13 protein-coding genes are annotated in these 20,360 nt (G+C 73.0%); 3 read left to right on the top strand and 10 right to left on the bottom strand.

The features are described 5' to 3' along the window. Nucleotides 1-55: 55 nt before the first annotated feature. Nucleotides 56-3,397, bottom strand: coding sequence for an ATP-dependent DNA helicase (locus tag AB0I06_RS04015; protein WP_363117158.1), 3,342 nt, complete (start codon nt 3,395-3,397; stop codon nt 56-58). A 264-nt stretch (nt 3,398-3,661) separates the two neighbouring features. Further along, nucleotides 3,662-4,051: an MGMT family protein gene (locus AB0I06_RS04010; RefSeq protein WP_260461299.1), complete on the bottom strand. Its 390-nt coding sequence runs from the start codon at nt 4,049-4,051 to the stop codon at nt 3,662-3,664. Nucleotides 4,052-4,237: 186 nt separating this feature from the next. Here AB0I06_RS04010 and AB0I06_RS04005 point away from each other — a divergent pair, with 186 nt between their 5' ends. From AB0I06_RS04005 to AB0I06_RS03995, 3 genes are all read left to right on the top strand, one after another. Further along, nucleotides 4,238-6,967, top strand: a complete 2,730-nt coding sequence (locus AB0I06_RS04005) for a lysylphosphatidylglycerol synthase domain-containing protein (protein WP_363117157.1) — start codon at nt 4,238-4,240, stop codon at nt 6,965-6,967. 101 nt (nt 6,968-7,068) lie between these two features. Next, on the top strand, nt 7,069-8,613 hold the full coding sequence (locus AB0I06_RS04000; RefSeq protein ID WP_363117156.1) for an alpha/beta hydrolase: 1,545 nt from the start codon (nt 7,069-7,071) through the stop codon (nt 8,611-8,613). A 135-nt stretch (nt 8,614-8,748) separates the two neighbouring features. Beyond that, nucleotides 8,749-10,218 (top strand): alpha/beta hydrolase, encoded by a 1,470-nt coding sequence (locus tag AB0I06_RS03995; RefSeq protein ID WP_363117155.1) that lies wholly within the window; start codon nt 8,749-8,751, stop codon nt 10,216-10,218. Nucleotides 10,219-10,289: 71 nt separating this feature from the next. Here AB0I06_RS03995 and moeZ read toward each other — a convergent pair whose 3' ends face one another. The 8 genes from moeZ to AB0I06_RS03955 all read right to left on the bottom strand — a co-directional run bounded on the left by moeZ (nt 10,290) and on the right by AB0I06_RS03955 (nt 20,359). After that, the gene (gene moeZ / locus AB0I06_RS03990) at nt 10,290-11,468 is read right to left on the bottom strand and encodes an adenylyltransferase/sulfurtransferase MoeZ (RefSeq protein ID WP_363117154.1); all 1,179 of its coding nucleotides are present in this window, start codon (nt 11,466-11,468) and stop codon (nt 10,290-10,292) included. Nucleotides 11,469-11,531: 63 nt separating this feature from the next. Further along, entirely contained in the window at nt 11,532-12,281 is a 750-nt protein-coding gene (locus AB0I06_RS03985) for a spherulation-specific family 4 protein (protein ID WP_363117153.1), read from the bottom strand. Further along, nucleotides 12,269-13,228: an NAD-dependent epimerase/dehydratase family protein gene (locus AB0I06_RS03980; protein WP_010047687.1), complete on the bottom strand. Its 960-nt coding sequence runs from the start codon at nt 13,226-13,228 to the stop codon at nt 12,269-12,271. The genes AB0I06_RS03985 and AB0I06_RS03980 overlap by 13 nt, the downstream gene beginning before the upstream one ends. A gap of 165 nt (nt 13,229-13,393) precedes the next feature. Beyond that, nucleotides 13,394-14,869, bottom strand: coding sequence for a hypothetical protein (locus AB0I06_RS03975; protein ID WP_363117152.1), 1,476 nt, complete (start codon nt 14,867-14,869; stop codon nt 13,394-13,396). After that, nucleotides 14,866-16,575 (bottom strand): DUF3492 domain-containing protein, encoded by a 1,710-nt coding sequence (locus AB0I06_RS03970; protein WP_363117151.1) that lies wholly within the window; start codon nt 16,573-16,575, stop codon nt 14,866-14,868. Before AB0I06_RS03970 ends, AB0I06_RS03975 begins: the two co-directional genes overlap by 4 nt. Nucleotides 16,576-16,764: 189 nt before the next feature. Next, the gene (locus tag AB0I06_RS03965) at nt 16,765-18,357 is read right to left on the bottom strand and encodes an ABC transporter ATP-binding protein (protein ID WP_363117150.1); all 1,593 of its coding nucleotides are present in this window, start codon (nt 18,355-18,357) and stop codon (nt 16,765-16,767) included. Next, on the bottom strand, nt 18,354-19,352 hold the full coding sequence (locus AB0I06_RS03960; RefSeq protein WP_363117149.1) for an ABC transporter permease: 999 nt from the start codon (nt 19,350-19,352) through the stop codon (nt 18,354-18,356). The genes AB0I06_RS03965 and AB0I06_RS03960 overlap by 4 nt, the downstream gene beginning before the upstream one ends. Further along, nucleotides 19,349-20,359, bottom strand: a complete 1,011-nt coding sequence (locus AB0I06_RS03955; RefSeq protein ID WP_363117148.1) for an ABC transporter permease — start codon at nt 20,357-20,359, stop codon at nt 19,349-19,351. Before AB0I06_RS03955 ends, AB0I06_RS03960 begins: the two co-directional genes overlap by 4 nt. Nucleotide 20,360 lies beyond the last annotated feature (1 nt).

Below are 20,360 nucleotides of genomic sequence, written 5' to 3'. Positions count from 1 at the left end.
CCGGATCGGCCTCAGGGGCGGAAGGAGCGCAGGTCAGCACATGTGGTGCGTTACCTCACTCGACGACGTGACGCCCCTCCTGCCGCACGCTGCACGAGGCCCGGAAGGCACAGTGCGTGCAGTGCTGGCCGGCGGACGGGGTGAACCGCTCGTCGAGGACCTTGCCCGCGGCGGTGGCCAGCAGGTCGCCGACCCACTCTCCCTCCAGCGGCTCCTGGGCCTGCACCTTGGGCAGGGTCTCGCCGCCGTCGCGTTTGGCCGCTCCCTGCCGGAGGTGGACGAGTTCGGCGCCGCCTGGCTCGGGGCGTACGCCGTCGAAGGCGTCGTCGACGGCACCCTCGCGGACGGCCAGCTGGTAGACGGCCAGCTGCGGGTGCCGCTCCACCTCGTGGGAACTGGGCGCCTGCTTGCCGGTCTTGAAGTCGACCACATAGGCGCGGCCTTCACCGTCCGCCTCGACCCGGTCCATCTGGCCGCGGATGCGCACCTGGTAGTCGCCCGCTTCGAGGGTGACGTCGAAGTCGTGTTCGCTGGCCACCGGGGTGCGCCCGGTGCGGTTCATGACGTGCCACTGGAGGAACCGTTCGAGCGCCACGCGCGCGTTGTCCTTCTCCTGGGCCGACTTCCACGGCGCGTCGAAGGCGAGGGCGTTCCACACGGAGTCGAGGCGTTCCATGAGGACGCCGAGGTCGGCCGGGGTGCGCCCGGAGGCGACCTCGTCGGCGAGGACGTGCACCACGTTGCCGAAGCCCTGGGCGGCCGTCGCGGGCGCGTCGGCCTTCACCTCGCGGCCGAGGAACCACTGAAGGGCGCAGGTGTTGGCCAGTTGGTCGAGGGCGCTGCCGGAGAGCACCACGGGCTGATCGCGGTCGCGCAGCGGCACCTTGGACTCGGTCGGCTCGAACATGCCCCACCAGCGGTAGGGGTGCGCGGACGGCACCAGGGGGCGGCCGTCCTCGTCGGCGAGGGCGGCGAGCCGGGCCAGGCGGTGCGCGGCGGCCTCCCGCAGGGCGTCGGAGACGCGCGGGTCGACCGTGGTGGCGCGCAGTTCGGCGACGAGTGCGGCGACGGACAGCGGGCGGCGGGGGCGGCCCGTGACGTCCTTGGGCTCGACGCCGAGTTCGGTCAGGAAGCGGGAGGGCTGGTCGCCGTCGTCCGCGGGGGCCTTCACCGCGGTGACGACGAGGCGTTCACGCGCGCGCGTGGCGGCCACGTAGAACAGGCGTCGTTCCTCGGCGAGCAGCGCGCCGGGGGTGAGGGGTTCGGCGAGTCCGTCGCGGCCGATGCGGTCGGCCTCCAGGAGGGAGCCGCGGCGGCGCAGGTCCGGCCACAGACCCTCCTGGACGCCCGCGACGACCACCAGACGCCACTCCAGGCCCTTGGAGCGGTGCGCGGTCATCAGGCGGACGGCGTCGGGGCGTACGGCACGCCGGGTGAGGGTGTCGGCGGCGATGTCCTCGGCGTCGATCTCCTCCAGGAAGTTGAGGGCGCCCCGGCCGCCGATGCGCTCCTCGGCGCGGGCGGCGGTGGCGAACAGGGCGCAGACGGCGTCCAGGTCGCGGTCCGCGTTGCGACCGGCGGCGCCGCCCCGGCGGGCGGCCCGCTCCAGCCGGCCGGGCCAGGGTGTGCCCTCCCACAGGTCCCACAGCGCCTCTTCGGCGGTGCCGCCGCCGGCCAGGCGCTCGCGGGCCTTGCGCAGCAGCGCGCCGAGGCGCTGGGCGCCACGCGCGTACGTGGGGTCGTGCACGGTCAGGCGTTCCGGTTCGGCGAGCGCCCGTGCGAGCAGCACGTCGGAGGGCGGCGGCAAGGGGTTGCCCGCTGCGCGTTCCTCGTCGCGCAGGGCGCGGCCGAGGCGGCGCAGGTCGGCGGCGTCCATGCCGGCCAGGGGGGAGGTGAGGAGGGTGAGGGCGGTTTCGGTGTCGAGCCAGGAGGTGTCCTGGTGCGTGGCGGGGGCGTCCTCGGGCGGGTCATCCGGCTCGGGCTCCTGGGCCTCGGGTGTTCCGGCCTCCGCCGTGGCCACCGCCCGCAGTGCCGTCAGCAGCGGTGCGACCGCCGGTTCGTGCCGCAGCGGCACGTCGTCTCCGTCGACGTCCACGGGGACGCCCGCCGATGTGAGGGCGCGGCGGAACGCGGGGATGGTGCGCGAGCCGGCGCGCACCAGCACGGCCATGTCGCGCCACGGGACGCCGTCCTCCAGGTGGGCCCTGCGGAGGATGTCGGCGATGTTGTCCAGCTCCGTACCGGACGTCGGGTACGTGTACACCTCGACGTGGCCGCCGTCGCGCACGGGAGCGAGTTCGCGGTGGGCGCGCACCTTCTCGGCGGGCAGGCGGGTCAGCGGCATGCGCCGGGTGAGCAGCCGGGTGGCGGCCAGCAGGCCGGCGCCGGAGCGGCGGGACGTGCGCAGCACCGAGACGGGGGCCGGGCGGCCGTCCGCGCGCGGGAAGGCGTGCGGGAAGTCCAGGATGCCGTTCACGTCGGCGCCGCGGAACGCGTAGATCGACTGGTCGGGGTCGCCGAAGGCCACGAGGGTGCGGCCGCCGCCTGCCAGGGCGTCCAGCAGCCGCACCTGGGCGGGGTCCGTGTCCTGGTACTCGTCGACGTAGACGGCGTCGTACCGGGCGGCGAGCCATGCGGCGACGTCGGGGCGGCGGGCGAGGAGCACCGCGCGGTGGACGAGCTCCGCGTAGTCGATCACGCCCTGGAGGTCGAGCACGTCGAGGTACTCGGCGAGGAAGGCGGCCGCGGCACGCCAGTCGGGGCGTCCCGTGCGGCGGGCGAAGGCGTCCAGGGCGTCGGGGCCCAGGCCCAGCTCGCGGCTGCGGGCGAGGACCGCGCGGACCTCGTCGGCGAAACCACGGGTGGTCAGGCAGGCGCGCAGTTCGTCCGGCCAGCGCACGTGGGCGAGCCCGAGCCGTTCCAGATCGGTCTGGCCCGCGAGCAGCTCGCGCACGGAGACGTCCTGCTCGGGGCCGGACAGCAGCCGCAGCGGCTCCACGAACAGGTCGCTGTCCTGGTGGGCGCGGACCAGGGCGTAGCAGAACGAGTGGAAGGTGGTCGCCCGGGGCGCGCGGGCCGCCCCGGTGCGCAGGGCCATGCGGTCGCGCAGTTCGACGGCCGCGCGGCGGCTGAAGGTGAGCACCAGCACGCGCTCGGGATCCGCGCCCCGGGCGACGCGCCGGGCCACGGACTCGACGAGCGTGGTGGTCTTGCCGGTGCCCGGACCCGCCAGGACGAGCAGCGGGCCGCCCGGGTGGTCAACCACGGAGCGCTGTGAGGCGTCCAGACGAGGGGGGTCCACCCGGGCAGGAGGGGTACGTACCAGTCGGTAAGCGCCACGGCTCCCCCGCCGTACCCGGGGGTGCGACAGGCCGCTGGTGAAGGAAGAGGAGCTCACGTGGTTCGCCGGTTCTGGTGGAAGTGCTGGTTGGCGGGCCACCGTGTGTCGGGCGGTGGCCGCAGGGTGACGGGGGCACGCGCAGCCGACGCTACGCCGGGTAATGAGGCGGAAGCAGGGCTTCCCCTTTTTCCCGCCGGTCACTGCCGGCACGCCTGGCACTCATGCCCCTCGCCTCACGAACGTACGTCATCCCCCCGGAGTGTCCCGATTCCCCCGTACGGATCACGGGTCACACGAGAGGCCGTCCGATGGCGGAAGCTGTCAGGTGTGACCCTCCGCGCGATCGCCGCCGTCCCACCGCGCCCGTCTCATGTCGATGCGCGGCAGGTGGCCCTCGGCGGCGCGGCTCGCCTCCTTCAGGGGCGTGCCCTCCGCCCGGTAGTGGCCGAGCGCCCGCTGCTCGTGCCCGGGCAGCAGGACGCCGTCCGCGCGGACGACCCGCCACCACGGGGCGGCTCCCCCGTAGAGCGCCATCACGCGGCCGACCTGCCGCGGACCGCCCTGCTCCAGCCACTCGGCGACGTCCCCGTAGGTCATGACACGGCCCGGCGGGATCAGTTCGGCGACGTCGAGGACCCGCTCGGCGTACTCGGGCAGCGCTTGCGCGGGCCCGTCCTCGTACCGGCCCCCCTCAGGGCTCTGCTCACTCATCCGTCCCATCCTGCCGCACCCCACCGACAACGGGCCTGGGGCGTTCCCGGGCGTTCTCCTCGCCCGGCGGGAGCGCGTCGGGCAGACTGTCCGCCCCCGCATGTGCACCCTGAATGCCCCGTGTGCCGGTGCGGCATGCCACCATCGTGCGGGCGGTGATCGGTGATACGAGACCAAGAAGAGACGATGAAGCAGCAGGGTGCGCACCCGGAGGACGCGGAAGGCACCTCTGACGCTTCGTCGCGCCCGGCCGCTCCGGACGACGGTCCCAAGGGGGCCGCGAAGAAGCCCCGGACGTCCGGCGAGGAGCCCGATTTCGCGCACATCGACGAGGTGGAGGGCGACGAACCGCTGCTCCCCGCGCGCGTGCACCGCCCGTCCGACCTGATGCGTCTGCTGGTGGGCGTGCTCGCCGTCGCGATCCTGATCGGGATCGCCGCGTTCGCGCACGGCACCACCTCGGGCCTCGAACAGGACATCAACAAGGGCACCGGACAGGCGCCGGACCTGCTCATCAAGATCGCCGGACTGGCCTCCAGCATCGCGATCCTGCTGGTGCCGGTCGCCTTCGCCATCGAGCGGCTGATCAAGCGGGACGGGCTGCGGATCGCCGACGGCGTCCTGGCGGCGGTCCTCGCACACGGTGTGACCCTCGCCACCGACCTGTGGGTCGCCCGGGCCGCGCCCGACTCGATCCAGGAGGCGCTCACCCAGCCCTCCCCCGGCGACATCCACGCGCTGACCGACCCCGTGCACGGCTACCTGGCCCCGGTCATCGCCTACATGACGGCCGTCGGCATGTCGCGCAGACCCAGGTGGCGCGCGGTGCTGTGGGTCGTGCTGCTCCTCGACGCCTTCTCGATGCTCGTCACCGGCTACACGACTCCGTTCTCGATCATCCTGACGGTGCTGATCGGCTGGACCGTGGCCTACGGCACCCTCTACGCGGTCGGTTCGCCCAACGTCCGGCCCACCGGGCAGACGCTGATGGCCGGTCTGCGGACCGTGGGGTTCCGCCCGGTCAGCGCGTCCCGCGAGGACACCTCGGACAACCCGGACACCGGAGACCGGGGCCGGCGCTACTTCGTCACCCTGGAGGACGGTCCGCCCCTGGACGTGACCGTGGTCGACCGGGAGCAGCAGGCGCAGGGGTTCTTCTACCGCGCCTGGCGCAACCTCACCCTGCGAGGCTTCGCGACCCGCAGCAGCCTCCAGTCGCTGCGGCAGGCCCTGGAGCAGGAGGCGCTGCTGGCGTACGCGGCCATCGCGGCCGGTGCCAACGCCCCCAAGCTGATCGCCACCTCCGAGCTCGGCCCGGACGCGGTGATGCTCGTCTACGAGCACAGTGGCGGGCGCACCCTCGACTCGCTGCCGGACGAGGAGATCACCGACGACCTGCTGCGGGACACCTGGCACCAGGTGAAGGCCCTGCAGTCGCGGCGCATCGCGCACCGCAGGCTGGTGGGAGACGCGATCCTGGTGGATCGTTCCGGCACGGTGATCCTCACCGACCTGCGCGTCGGCGAGATCGCGGCCGGCGATCTGCTGCTGCGCATGGACACCTCCCAGCTGCTGGTGACCCTCGGCCTGCGGGTGGGCGCCGAGCGCGCGGTGGCCTCGGCGGTGGGCGTGCTCGGCCCGGACGCGGTCGCGAACTGCCTGCCGATGCTCCAGCCCATCGCGCTCAGCCGCTCCACGCGCGCGACGCTGCGCAGACTGGCCCGGGAGCGGGCGCAGCGCGAGCGGGACGCGGTGCTGGAGGCGTCCCGGCAGGCCAAGCAGGCCCGGCTGGAGGAGGACGCGGACGAGTCCGTGTCCGTGCTGGAGAAGCCCGACAAGAAGGCCGTGCGGGCGGAGCAGCGGGCCGAGAAGCGGGCGATCGACGAGGCCCTGGAAGAGGCACGCGAGGAGGACCTGCTCACGCAGATCCGGCACGCGGTGCTGCGGATCAGGCCGCAGGCACCCGTCGAGCCGGCCCGGCTGGAGCGGGTGCGTCCGCGCACCCTGATCAGTTTCATCGCGGGCGCGATCGGCGCGTACTTCCTGCTGACGCAGCTCACGCACATCGAGTTCGGGCCGCTCATCGCGCACGCCGAGTGGGGCTGGGTCGCCGCGGCCGTGCTGTTCTCGATGTGCAGCTACGTCGCCGCGGCGATGGCGCTGCTGGGGTTCGTGCCCGAGCGGGTGCCGTTCGTGCGGACCGTGGCGGCCCAGGTCGCCGGGTCGTTCGTGAAGATCGTCGCCCCGGCGGCGGTCGGCGGGGTCGCGCTGAACACGCGCTTCCTGCAGCGCGCGGGTGTGCGGCCGGGGCTCGCGGTGGCGAGTGTCGGCGCGTCGCAGCTGTTCGGGCTCGGCTGTCACATCCTGATGCTGCTGTCGTTCGGCTACCTGACCGGCACCGAGAAGACGCCCTCGCTGTCGCCTTCCCGGACGGTCATCGCCGGTCTGCTGACGGTGGCGGTGCTGGTGCTGGTGGTGACGTCGGTGCCGTTCCTGCGGAAGTTCGTCGTCACGCGCGTGCGGTCGCTGTTCGCGGGTGTCGTACCGCGCATGCTGGACGTGCTCCAGCGGCCGCAGAAGCTGGTCACGGGCATCGGCGGCATGCTGCTGCTGACCGCCTGCTTCGTGATGTGCCTGGACGCGTCGATCCGCGCGTTCGGCGACGAGTCCACCTCGATCAGCATCGCCAGCGTCGCCGTCGTCTTCCTCGCGGGCAACGCCCTCGGGTCCGCGGCGCCGACACCGGGTGGTGTGGGCGCGGTCGAGGCGACCCTGACGGTCGGTCTGATCGCCGTCGGGCTGCCCAAGGAGGTCGCGGCACCGGCGGTCCTGCTGTTCCGCCTGCTGACCCTGTGGCTGCCCGTGCTGCCGGGCTGGCTGGCCTTCACCCACCTCACGCGCAAACAGGCCCTCTGACGCGACCGGGGCGAAAGCGCCCCGTCGGCCTCGCCGGCCACTGCTCCCTCATACGGCACGCGTCCCGCGCGCCCCGCCCGGGGCCGCCGCAGGATGGAACCATGCCAACCCGCCTCCGGCTGCGCGCCGCCGCCCTGACCGCCTCCGCCGTGCTGCTCTCCAGCGTGCTGGCGGGCTGCGGCGACGACGCCCAGGACGAGGACGTGACCCGGCAGGAACTGAGCTGGAAGGCCTGCCCGGCCCCGGACGAGGCCCAGGGCGGCGGCCCGGCACCCACTCCCCTGCCGGACGACGGTGAATGGCAGTGCGCGACGATGAAGGCCCCGCTCGACTGGAACGACCCCAAGGGCGACACGATCGGCCTCGAACTGATCAGGGTCAGGAGCACCGGCACCGGGAACGAACGCATCGGCTCGCTCCTCTTCAACTTCGGCGGCCCCGGCGGCTCGGGCGTCGCGACGCTGCCCGCCTTCGCCAAGGACTACGAGAAACTGCGCACGCGCTACGACCTGGTCAGCTTCGACCCGCGCGGCGTCGGCCGCAGCGACCCCGTGATCTGCGAGAACGACCAGCAGCTCGACGCCTACTTCCAGCAGGACGGCACCCCCGACGACGCCGCCGAGCGCACCCAGCTCCTGGACAGCACCAAGGAGTTCAACGACGCCTGCGAGCAGGAGTCGAAGAAGATCCTCCCGCACGTGCGCACCACCGACGCGGCCCGCGACCTGGACCTGATGCGCCATGTCCTCGGCGACGACAAGCTGCACTACTTCGGCATCTCCTACGGCACCGAACTGGGCGGCGTCTACGCCCACCTGTTCCCCCGGCGGGTCGGCCGTGCCGTGTTCGACGCCGTCGTCGATCCCACCCAGGACCCCGAACAGAGCACGCTCGGGCAGACCAAGGGCTTCCAGCTCGCGCTCGACAACTTCGCCGAGGACTGTGTGTCGAAGACAGAGGAGTGCCCGATCGGGGACAGCGCGCAGGACGTGAAGAACCGTATCGCCACGCTGCTGAAGGACCTCGACGGCAATCCTATCCAGGGGATCTTCCCCCGCCGGCTGACCCAGACCGCGGCGACCAGCGGCATCTTGCAGGCCCTGTACTCGCAGGACTTCTGGGAGTTCCTCACCGAAGGTCTGGAGGAGGCCTACGACGGCGACGGCAGCACCCTGATGCTCCTCTCCGACTCGATGAACGGACGCAGCGAGAACGGCGAGTACGACAACTCGACCGCCGCCTTCACCGCCATCAGCTGCGCCGACGCAAAACCGCGCTACGACGCCGCCTACGTCGAGCGTCGGCTGCCGGAGTTCCGGGCCGCTTCACCCCTGTTCGGCGACTCCCTGGCCTGGGGCATGATCGGCTGCACCGACTGGGCCGTGGCGGGCGCGGCCGACCATCCGGACGTGAGCGCTCCGGGTTCGGCGCCCATCCTGGTCGTCGGCAACACCGGTGACCCGGCCACGCCGTACGAGGGCGCGAAGGCGATGGTGAACGCGCTGGGCAAGGGCGTCGGTGTCGAGCTCACGTACCGGGGTCAGGGGCATGGCGCCTACGACAGCAAGAACCCGTGCGTGCAGGGTGCGGTGAACGGATATCTGCTGGACGGGAAGGTGCCGCCGACAGGGACCGTCTGCACCTGACGCCCACACGCCTCGCGACGAACATGCAGGTCAGAAGGTTATCCACAGGCCGAAACGGCCGAAGTGGGGATCTGCCTACCATGGCCTGACGCCATCCGCGGCACCGAGCGGACGGCCTGCGAGGGGGGATGGGCAATGACGCGCTACGTTCGGTGGACCGCTCTGGCGGCCGCCTCGGCCCTGCTGGCCGCCGGTTGCGGCGGCGGTTCGTCCGACGACGACAAGAGCGGCCTGGCGTGGAGCCGCTGCAAGGCCACCGCCGACGCTCCCGCGCCCAGCAGCGAATGGCAGTGCGCGACGCTGAAGGTGCCGCTGGACTGGTCGAAGCCGGACGGCGAGACGATCGGTCTGGCACTGATCCGCGCCAGGGCCCGCGGCGAGGACCGCGCCGGATCGCTGCTGTTCAACTTCGGTGGCCCGGGCGCCTCGGGCGTGTCCATGATGCCGTCGTACGCCCCGACCGTCTCCTCGCTGCGTGAGCGGTACGACCTGGTGAGCTGGGACCCGCGCGGTGTGGGCGCCAGCGAAGGGGTGCGCTGCCGTGGCGACAAGGAGATCCAGGCCGCCGAATCGGTGGACGCCACACCGGACACCCCGGCCGAGGAGAAGGCGTACTTCGCGGACGCCGCCGCCTTCGCCAAGGGCTGCCAGAAGCACGCCGGAAAGCTGATGGCGCACGTGTCGACCGCCGACTCGGCCCGCGACATGGACCGCATCCGGAAGGCCCTCGGCGACACCAGGACGAACTACTTCGGCATCTCCTACGGCACGGAACTGGGCGGCACCTACGCCCACCTCTTCCCGAGGAACGTGGGACGCATGACGCTGGACGCGGTCGTCGACCCCACCGCCGACACCGTGGGCCACGCCCGGAACCAGGCCCAGGGCTTCCAACTCGCGCTGAACGGCTACCTCGCATCCACCGGCCAGGACCCCCGGGCGGGTTCACGGAAGATCGCGGCCCTGCTGCGGCGGATCGACGCGCGCCCCCTCCCCACGGGCACACCCGGGCGGAAGCTGACGCAGAGCCTCGCGATCACCGGCATCATCCTGCCGCTGTACAGCAAGGACAGCTGGCCGGCCCTCACGGGTGCCCTCGAGGCGGCCGAGAAGGGCGACGGCTCGGAGCTGCTGGTCCTCGCCGACCGCTACAACGAACGCGACCCCTCGGGGCGCTACGGCACCACCACCCACTCCCAGCGGGTCATATCGTGCCTGGACGACAGGCAGCGGCCCACCCCGGACGAGACAAAAAAGCTGCTGCCCCGGTTCGAGGAGATCTCTCCGGTCTTCGGCACCTCCCTCGGCTGGGACACGGCCGGCTGGTGCCACGACTGGCCGGTGGCCGGACAGCACGACACCCCGGAGGTGAGCGCCCCCGACGCGGCACCGATCCTGGTCGTCGGCAACACGGGCGACCCGGCGACACCGTACGAGGGGGCCCGCAGGATGGCCGGCGAGCTGGGCAAGGGTGTCGGAGTGCTGCTCACCTGGCGCGGCCAGGGTCATGGCGCCTACGGCAGTGGGAGCGACTGCCTCGACTCCACGGTGAACGCGTATCTGCTGGACGGCTCGGTGCCGAAGGACGGCAAGGTCTGCTCATGACGACGGCGGGGGTTCCGGGCACCCGTGGTGCGCGAAACCCCCGCCGTTCACAAAGGCGAGCCGGATGCGGCTCAGTAGACCGGCTTGGACGGCTCGATCTGGTTGACCCAGCCGATCACGCCACCGCCGACGTGGACCGCGTCCGAGAACCCCGCGGACTTGAGGACCGCGAGGACTTCCGCACTGCGGACACCCGTCTTGCAGTGCAGGACGATCTTCTTGTCCTGCGGGAGGCTCTCCAGGGCGGTGCCCATGAGGAACTCGTTCTTCGGGATCAGCCGGGCGCCCGGGATGGAGACGATCTCGTACTCGTTCGGCTCGCGGACGTCGATGATGTCGATGCTCTCGCCGTCGTCGATCCACTCCTTGAGCTGCTTGGGAGTGATCGTCGAGTCGGCGGCCGCCGCCTGGGCCTCTTCGGAGACGACGCCGCAGAAGGCCTCGTAGTCGATGAGTTCGGTGACGGTCGGGTTCTCGCCGCAGACCGCGCAGTTCGGGTCCTTGCGGACCTTGACCTGGCGGTACTGCATCTCCAGGGCGTCGTAGATCATCAGCCGGCCGACCAGCGGCTCACCGATGCCGGCGAGGAGCTTGATGGCCTCGTTGACCTGGATGGAGCCGATGGAGGCGCACAGCACGCCCAGGACACCGCCCTCGGCGCAGGAGGGGACCATGCCGGGGGGCGGGGGCTCCGGGTACAGGCAGCGGTAGCAGGGACCGTGCTCGGACCAGAAAACGGACGCCTGGCCGTCGAAGCGGTAGATCGAGCCCCATACGTACGGCTTGTTCAGCAGCACGCAGGCGTCGTTGACCAGGTAGCGGGTCGCGAAGTTGTCCGTGCCGTCGACGATCAGGTCGTACTGGCTGAAGATGTCCATCACGTTGTCGGCCTCGAGCCGCTCCTCGTGAAGGATCACGTTCACGTACGGGTTGATGCCCTGGACGCTGTCGCGGGCGGACTCCGCCTTGGAGCGGCCGATGTCGGCCTGGCTGTGGATGATCTGGCGCTGCAGGTTCGACTCGTCGACCTCGTCGAACTCCACGATGCCGAGGGTGCCGACGCCCGCGGCGGCCAGGTACATCAGCGCCGGCGAGCCCAGGCCGCCGGCGCCCACACACAGCACCTTGGCGTTCTTCAGCCGCTTCTGCCCGTCCATCCCCACGTCGGGGATGATCAGGTGGCGGGAGTACCTGCGGACCTCGTCTACGGTGAGCTCGGAAGCCGGCTCGACCAGGGGTGGCAGCGACACGGGGACTCCGTTGGTCGGTCAATCACTACGGTTGTTCTCCCCGTAACAGTGCCATGCCCTTTTTCATTCCGAGACACCTGTTCCGACACGCGAGACGAATTCGTCCCAGTAGCCGGGCATGGCCTCCCAGGGGTCGGTGTGACCGCCCCGGTCCGTGTGGTCGGTGATCCAGACCGTCCCGGCGCCTTGCCGGCGGGCGATGCGCAACGCCTCGGCCAGGTGGGGGTGGGGCACGCCGTGGACGAAGTGGCAGAACCGCCCGGGCTCATGGTCGGTGGTCCACTCGGCCACCTGCGACCAGCGGTAGTCGCTCCAGGGGCCGGAGAAGGTGACGAGCTGGTCGGCGAGCTCGACGTAGCCGGGGTGCGGGTGGATGCCGTGCGCCAGGACGATGTGGGCAGCGTCACGGATCACTCGCAGCGTGGCGACCGTGCGGCGTACCTCGGGCAGCCCGGCGTGGTCCGCCGGGCAGCGCTCCAGGAGGAACCCGTCGACCTGGTACCAGTCCACGAACCGGTGGGCGTCGGAGATCAGCTCGCCGAAGTTCCGGGTGCCGTACCGGGTGTCGAGATGGCCGAGGACGCGCACGCCCGCGTTGCGCAGACGCCCGGCCGCTTCCAGGCAGTGCGGGTCGGGGCGGGCTCCGGGGCCGTCGGCCACGTTCAGGACCACCCAGTGCAGTGGGGTGCCGGGGCGGGTCAGTTCGCCCCACTCGGTGGGAGCGAGGAGGGGATGCGCGTACCCCGGGACTCCGACGCCGGGGCGGAGTTCCGTGTCCGAGGTGCGCCGCCGGGTGCTGGTCAGATGCGGCATGCCGCCTCCATCCAGATGTCGGCGAGGGACTCCTCCAGTCCGATGCGCGGGCGCCAGCCGAGCCGGTCGCGCGCGGTGCGCACGTCGGCCTGCTGCCAGCTGCCGCAGCCGTCCGGGTACGGGTATGCGACGGGCGGTGCGTGGTCCGGGTCGGGGCGGGGGTGGCCGATGGCGGTGCGCAGGGCGCCGGGCGGACCGTCGAGTTCGTGGAGGGCACCGCCGTATCCGGCGACGCGAGCGAGGACGGCGGCGGCGTCGCGCAGACGCACGGCGCGGCCGGAGCCGATGTTGATCACGCCCTGCGCGGCGGACAGCGAGGCGGCGTGGACGGCGCGGGCCACATCGCGGACGTCGACGAAGTCGCGCTGTGCGCCGAGGCCGCCGAGCTTCAGTTCGCCGTCGCCGGACTGCATGGCCCGGCGCATGGCCTCGGCGAGACGGCCCAGCGGGGAGCCGGCGGGGGTGCCGGGTCCGGCCGGTGAGAAGACGCGCAGGACGACGGCGTCCAGGCCGGAGCCGAGGACGAGTTCGGTGGCGGCGAGTTTGCTGACGCCGTACGGGCCGCCGGGCCGGGGCACGGCGTCCTCGGCCGTGGACGAGCCGGGCTGGCTCGGGCCGTACTCGGCGCTGCACCCGATCTGCACCAGGCGGGCTCCGCAGCCGCTGCGGCGCAGGGCCTCGCAGACGGTGGCCACGGCGACGGTGTTGTGGCGGGTCAGCTCGCGGGCCCCGCCGCGGGTGGCGCCGGCGCAGTTGACGACGACACCCGGGTGGACCGCGTCGAGGAAGCGGGTGAGGGCGCCGGGGCTGCCGGAGGCGAGGTCGAAGCGGACGTCGGCGTCGTCACCACGACCGAGGGCGGTGAGCTGCACGGCCGGGTCGGCGAGCAGGCGGTCGGCGACGAAGCGGCCGATGTAGCCATTGGCTCCGATCAGCAGGACTCTCATCGCGCGGCTCCCCTGTTCGCCGGGGTTCCTGGGTGGGTGATCATGCGGTTCTCCTCGATGCGGGAAGGAAGGGGGATTGGGTGGGGCGGGTGTTGCTGCCTGTGCGGTTCCTGCCTGCGGCGGTGGCGCCGGTGCCTGTCGCGGTGGGGCCGGTGGCCGCAGCGGTCACCGCGCGGACTCCGGCGGTGCGTGGGCCGAGGCCCGGGTCAGCTTGCGGGTGGTGTGGACCAGGAGGGCCAGGGCCGCCGCTCCGCAGGCGAGGGTGGGGACGCTGCCGGTGCCCCAGGTGGTGACGAGGGTGTCGGCGGGGGTGGCCAGGAGGCCGAGACCGGGGAGGCGGGAGGCGAAGACGGAGGCGAGGGCGGCCGCCTCCGCCGTGGCCGCCGCGGTGAGGACGACCGCCGGGGCGTAGGTGAAGCCGTACGTCGTGAGGAGCCGGGCGAGGAAGAGGAGGGCGCCCAGGGTGAGGACCTCCGCGTAGGCCGCGGGCTCGTCGAGGACTGTCGCGCAGAGGGTGAGCAGGACCGTCAGGGCACCCAGGAACAGGGCGATCGCGCCGAGCAGGAGAGGCCGGACGGCAGCGGCGAAGTCCTCGAGGCCACGGCTGGCCGCCAGTCGGCGGCGGGCCCGCGTGCTGAAGAGGTACGCCGTCCAGGCGGCGGGCGCGCAGGCCAGGGCAAGGGCCAGGACCGGGGCGACGGTGAGGGGCCAGGGACCGTCGGTCGTGCCGTCGGGCAGCACGTCGGGGCCTCCGGAGAGGGCGTTGGGAAGCAGACCGTTGCCGAGGAGGGAGTAGGTGACGAGCCACAGGGTCCAGGGCGCGGTTCGGCCGTCGGTCGCGCCGGGACGCGGTCCGGGCCGGTCCGCGTCGGTCCTGCTCAGGGGCCCTCGGCGCAGGGCCGCGCGGAGGGCCAGGACCACGGCGAGGACACCGGCAGCGGCCGCGAACAGGCGCGTCCGGCCATGGGTGAGGTGCATGGCGGTCACGGCGGCGGCGCACAGCGCCCCGGGCAGGAGCGTCAGGAGGGCCCAGTCGGCGCGCACCCGGGGCGCGGCGGGCGGCGCGGGCGGGGGCGTGTCTCCGTCGGGCGACACTCGGGCGTACATCTCCTCCGCGAGGGAGAAGACGTCCCGGTGGCGGAAGCGGGCGGCGGTCCGGTCGGTGATGCCGTGGGCTTCCAGGCCGGCGGCGATCTCCAGGGGGTCCACCGCGCGTTCGCAGAGTTCCCGGTGACGGTGCATCAGCGCCTTCACGGGATCGGCGGCCCCCCGTCGCGGGGTGGACGCCTTGCGGCCGGCGGCCGGCTCACGCCGAACGGACGCCGCATCGGGGTCGGTGGCCGACTCGCGCCGCTCAAACGGCACCTCACGGTCGGTGGCCGACTCACACTGCACCGGCGTCTTGCCCCCAGTAGCGGCCCCCGTAGCGGCACCCTGCTCCCCCGGCGGCGTGCCTTCCCCCGGCTCCGCCCTTCCCGCGTCGGTGCCGGGACCGGGTGAGTCCATGGTCGCCGGATCCCGCTCCCTCCCCCGCTCCTCTTTCCGCTCCGGGTGGGCATCCCGCTCCGAGTGGGCATCCCGCGCCCCGGGGCCGGTCGGGGTTCCCGTTCCCGGGCGGTCCAGTTCGCCCAAGTCGTTCATCGCGCTGCCTCCGGGGCGTGGACGGACGTGGTGGCGCGTACGGGCTTGCCCCCCGGCCAGCCGGATGCGCCGCGGGCGAGGGGGGGTGACGCGGCGCTCCAGCGGACCGGCACGTGCGCCTCGGCGGGAACCGCGAACGGCAGCGGATCTCCGGCCCCGTCGAGGACCCGGCGGACGGGCGCACGCGAGACGATCTCCAGGTAGATGCCGTGAAATGCCTCGATGTTCTGCTCGACCGTGAACAGTTCGAGGGCACGGGCGCGAGCGGCGGCGCCCAGTCGCGCACGGCGCTCGGGGTCGCGCAGCAGCGCCACGCACGCCTCGGCGAGCGCCCGTGGATTGCGCGGCGGCACGACGAGCCCCGTACCGCCGATGACCTCCACGACCGCGCCGACGTCCGTCGACACCGTCGCGCGCCCGCAGAGCATGGCCTCGACGAGGCTGAGGGGGAAGCCCTCGACGACGCTGGAGAGGACGGTCACGGCGCCCGAGGCGTAGGCGTCGGCGGCGGCCGGGAGTTCGGGGCCGCCGACCTCCTCGAAGGAGACCGGGTTGTCGCCCGCGGTGTGCGGGCCCTCGGCCTCGTCGGGGAAGAGCTGGGCGGCCAGGGTCCGGCAGTGGCCGAGGTAGGCCGCGCCCTCGGGGCCGGCCGGGGCGCCGACGATGCGCAGGCGGGCCTTGGGCTCCCGCTTGCGGATCTCCGCGAAGGCGTGCAGCAGGGAGACCAGGTCCTTGGCGGGCTCGACGCGGCCGACCCAGACGAGTGTGGCCGGGTCGGCGCCGTACGGGGACTCGCCCACCTCGGCGAAGGGCCGGGCGTTCATGCCGGGGTAGACCGTGCGGAGCTTGTCGCGGTCGGCGCCGCAGCGCTCCTGCCAACGGCGGGCGTGGGTGTTGCCGGCGGTGACCACCTCGGCGCGCCCGTAGGCCTCGGCGGCGAGCCGGCCGTGGAAGGCCGCCAGCAGGGACCGCACGGCGGGCGGGGCGTCGGGGGCGGAGAGGTAGTGGGTGCGCAGGCGCACGCCGTACTCGGTGACCATCAGGGGGACGCCGGTGAAGTGCCGGGCCAGCAGCCCGGACAGGGCGGCGGTGCCGCCGGACGCGGCGTGGCAGAGGTCGACCGCACCGAGCCCCGCGTCCTCGTACCAGTCGAGGGAGAGCGGGCGCAGGGTGCGTTCCAGGTGCGCGGCGACAGCGAGCAGGGCCGGTACGCGGGCCTCACGCGCGGAGCGGTGTGCGCCGGGCGCACGACAGGCGCGTTCCAGGGTGCGTACGGCGGTCTCCGAGCGGAGGGCCCCCACCAGCCCGCCCTCGTCGCGGGCGAGTTCGGCGAGCCCGTACAGAGCGTTGGCGAAACGGTCCGCCTCAGAGGTCGGCGCACTCCCGGGCCGCCCCGTGGAGGAGGCGCTCCCGGACGCTCCGCAGAGCACGGCGGCCAGTTCCCCGAAGCAGTCGGTGAAGCGCCGGCGCGCGCGACGCCCGAGCACCACCTCGTCGTCCTCGGCCGTCCACAGCGGCGCGGTGCGGACCCGGCGGACGTTCGGCGGCAGAGGGATCCAGCCCTCGTCCTCCTGGTGCTGGCTGCGGCTGAGCGCGTAGACGTCGAACTCGTGCTGGGCGAGTCCGTGGACCAGCCGGTCGCACCAGAGCCTGGCGTCACCGCTCACATACGGATAGCCACCCTCCGTAAGCAGTCCGATGCGCACGAGTGCACCCCCGATCTCCCGTATGGGGAGCCGCCGTTGCCCGGCGGCTCGCAGCGGGACGAACGTATGCGGACAAGGCGGTGGTGCGACGGACGGTTGTCCATCGCACCACCAAAAGGGGTGAACGGTCGTAACTTTCCCGTGCGGGTCGCGTTCCGTCGCGCTAGGAGATCAAGCGGACACGGATCGTCATGCCGCGGCCAACTCCCGTCGTCGTGCCCGGCGGCGCGCGGCGGCCTCGGGGCCGAGCGCCGGTACGGCGGCCAGCAGTTGCCGGGTGTACGGGTCGCGCGGCGACGTGTACACCTCCCCGACGGGCCCTTCCTCGACGATCCGGCCCCGTCGCATCACCGCGACCCGGTCGCTGACCTGGCGGACCACGGACAGGTCGTGCGCGACGAAGACCAGCGCGAGCCCGAGTTCGCGCTGCAACTCGCCGAGCAGGGCGACGACATGGGCCTGGGTGGTGACGTCGAGGGCCGAGACCGGCTCGTCGCAGACGATGACGCGCGGGCCGGCCGCGAGGGCCCGGGCGATGCCGACCCGCTGGCGCTGCCCGCCGCTGAACTCGTGGGGATAACGGTCGTAGTGCGCCGCTTCGAGCCCCACGCGCTCCAGCAGTTCTCCCACGCGCTCCCGGATGCGCCCCTCCTGCCGTTCGCCCCGGGCCCGCAGCGGGTCGGCGACGGCCTCGCCCACGCTGCGGCGGGGGTTGAGGGAGGAGACGGGGTCCTGGAAGACCATCTGCACGGCCGGGTTCACCCCGGTGTGCGCGCGGCCGTCGAAGGTCAGCGATCCCGCCGTCGGCTCCAGCAGTCCGACGAGCATGCGCCCGAGGGTCGTCTTGCCGCTGCCGCTCTCGCCGACGATGCCGAGGGTCTCGCCGCGCCGCAGGGTCAGCGACACGTCGTCCACGGCTGTGACCGCCCGCTTCCCGCGTCCGAACGCGCGCCGGAGGCCGGTCGCCTCCAGGACGACCTCCCCGGGCGCCGTCGGGGTCTCGCGCGGCGCGTCCAGCCGGGGAACCGCGGCCAGCAGCTCCCGGGTGTACGGCTCGGCGGGCGCGCCCAGCACGCCGGTGACCGGGCCGTGTTCGACCGCCCGGCCGTGCCGCATCACCAGCACCTCGTCGGCGCTCTCGGCGGCGACGCCCACGTCGTGCGTGACGAGCAGCAGGCCCATGCCGGTCTCCTCACGCAGGGTGTGCAGGAGGTCGAGGACCTGGGCCTGGACGGTCACGTCGAGGGCGGTCGTCGGCTCGTCGGCGATCAGCAGCCGGGGCTCGCACGCGAGCGCCATGGCGATCAGGGCGCGCTGGCGCATGCCGCCGCTGAACTCGTGCGGCCGGGACCGCGCTCGTCGGGCCGCGTCAGGGATGCCCACCCGGTCCAGCACCTCGACGGCACGCGCGCGTGCCGCCCGCCGGGAGGCGCGGGTGTGCACGCGGTACACCTCGGCGATCTGGTCGCCGATCGCGTAGTACGGGTCGAGGGAGGACAGCGGATCCTGGAACACCATGGCGGCTCGTCCGCCGCGCAGCCGGCGCAGTTCCTCGTCGGACGCACGCCGCACGTCGATGCCGGCCACCTCGACCGAGCCCTCGACCCGCGCGCCCGTGCCGCGGTGCAGGCCGAGCAGGGCGGACGCCACGGTCGACTTGCCGGAGCCGGACTCACCGACCAGGGCCAGGGCGGCGCCCTCCTCCAGGCGGAAGGAGAGGCCGTCGACGGCGCGCAGCGCGCCGAAGTCCACGCGCAGGCCGGTCACGTCGACCAGGCTCATGTCAGCACCACCCGTCGGTCGGCCACCGCGTACATGACGTCCGCGACGGCGTTGGCGAGGACCACGAAGAATCCGATGACCAGGACCATGCCGACCACGACCGGCAGGTCGACCACCTTGACGGCGTGGACGAGTTCCTGTCCGATGCCGGGCAGGCCGAACAGCGTCTCGGTGAGCACCGCGCCGCCGATCGCCGACCCGACGTTGTTGGCGTTCAGCGCGATGACCGGCGCGAACGCCCCGCGCAGCGCGTGCCGTCCGACGATCGACCGTTCGCCGACGCCGTACGCGCGGAAGGTGCGGATGTGGTCCTCGGCCAGCGTCTCCAGCATCGACGCCCGGGTCAACCGGGCGAACGCGGCGGCTTCGATGAGGGCGAGCGACAGCCAGGGCAGCAGCAGGTTCCACGCCCACTGCTCGGGGTCGTCGCCGAGCGCCACGTACTGCGGGAAGGGCAGCAGGCTCAGTTCGCCGCAGACGACGATCATCAGCACCAGGCCGATGACGAAGACCGGGGTGGCCGTGCCGGCGAGTGTGAGGCCGGTCAGCACCCGCTCGGTCAACCGGCCGCGCCGCCAGGCGGAGAGCACCCCGGTGCCGACGCCGAGGATCAGCCACAGCACCATCGCGCCGGTCACCAGGGACAGACTGACCGGGAGTTTCGCCCAGATCAGCCGCGTGACCTGCTGGTCGCTCTGGTACGACAGGCCCAGGCAGGGCGCGGAGCAGTGCTGCACGGACGTACCGGTCGAGTAGTCCTGGCCGGCGAGGAGACCTTGGAGGAAGTGCCCGTACCGCACGAACAGCGGGTCGTCCAGGTTCAGTTGCCGGGCCACCTGGTGCACCTGTTCCGGTGAGCAGCGCGGGCCGCAGGTGATCTGGGCGACGTTGCCGGGGGTGGCGTAGAAGACCACGTAGACGATCACCGAGATGGCGAGCAGGGTGATCACGGCACCGACGGTGCGGCGCAGGAGGAATCCGGGGAGGCCGTTCATGCCGTGCCTCCCTCGGTGGTCCTCGTCTCCCGCTTGCGTCCCGTGCCGACACGCAGCCGGGAGGCCGCGCGGGGGTCGAGGGCGGTGCGGACGCCGTCACCGAGGACGGTGAGGGCGAGCACCGTGACGAACAGCGCGCCCGCGGGCAGCAGCAGGTACTGCGGGGCGGCCTGGTACCAGACGTCGGCGGCGGTGAGCATCTGTCCCCAGGAGGGGGTCGGCGGCTTCACGCCCACGCCGAGGAAGGACAGCGCGGCCTCGACGGTGATGTTCGTCGGGACGAGCAGCGCGGCGTAGGTGATGACGGGCGCGGCGATCCCGGGCAGGAGTTCACGGCGGGCGATGCTCCAGGTGCCCCAGCCGCTGAGCCGGGCCGCGGCGACGTGGTCGAGTTCCTTGAGGGTGAGTGTCCGGGCCCGCACGATCCGGGCGATGTTGCCCCAGCCGATCAGGCCGATCACGAGCGCGACGAGCACGGGCCGCGGGAAGCTCGCCGGCACGACCGCGAGCAGCGCCAACGACATGATCATGAGCGGCATGGCGACGATGATGTCCGTGAACCGGCTCAGCAGTTGGTCGACCCATCGCTTCCCGAGCGCGGCCGCGACCCCCAGGGTGATCCCGACGGCGACCTGCACGACGGTCGCGGCCAGGGCGACGCCCAGCGACACGCGCGCGCCGTACACCAGCCGCGCGAACAGGTCCCGGCCGGTCTGCGGTTCGACGCCGAGCCAGTGGTCGGCGCTCGCCCCGCCGAGGGACCCGACGGGCACGCCGCCGCGTGCGGAGTCCACCAGGGAGGGGTGGTAGGTGGTCGGGTCCTGGCCCTCGACGGCGGTGAGCAGCGGCGCGGCGAGCGCGACCAGGACGAGCAGCGCGACGACCACGGCCGCGACCAGGGCGGCGCGCTGCGTGCGCAGCCGCCGCCAGAACTGACGGGCCCCCGAGGCGGCCGGGACGGCAGGATCCGTCACGGCCGCCTCGGCGGCGAGAAGTGCCTCACTCACG

Source organism: Streptomyces sp. NPDC050674 (assembly GCF_040654575.1).
Classification (GTDB): Bacteria; Actinomycetota; Actinomycetes; order Streptomycetales; family Streptomycetaceae; genus Streptomyces.
This window is presented reverse-complemented; position numbering and strand designations above follow the sequence as displayed.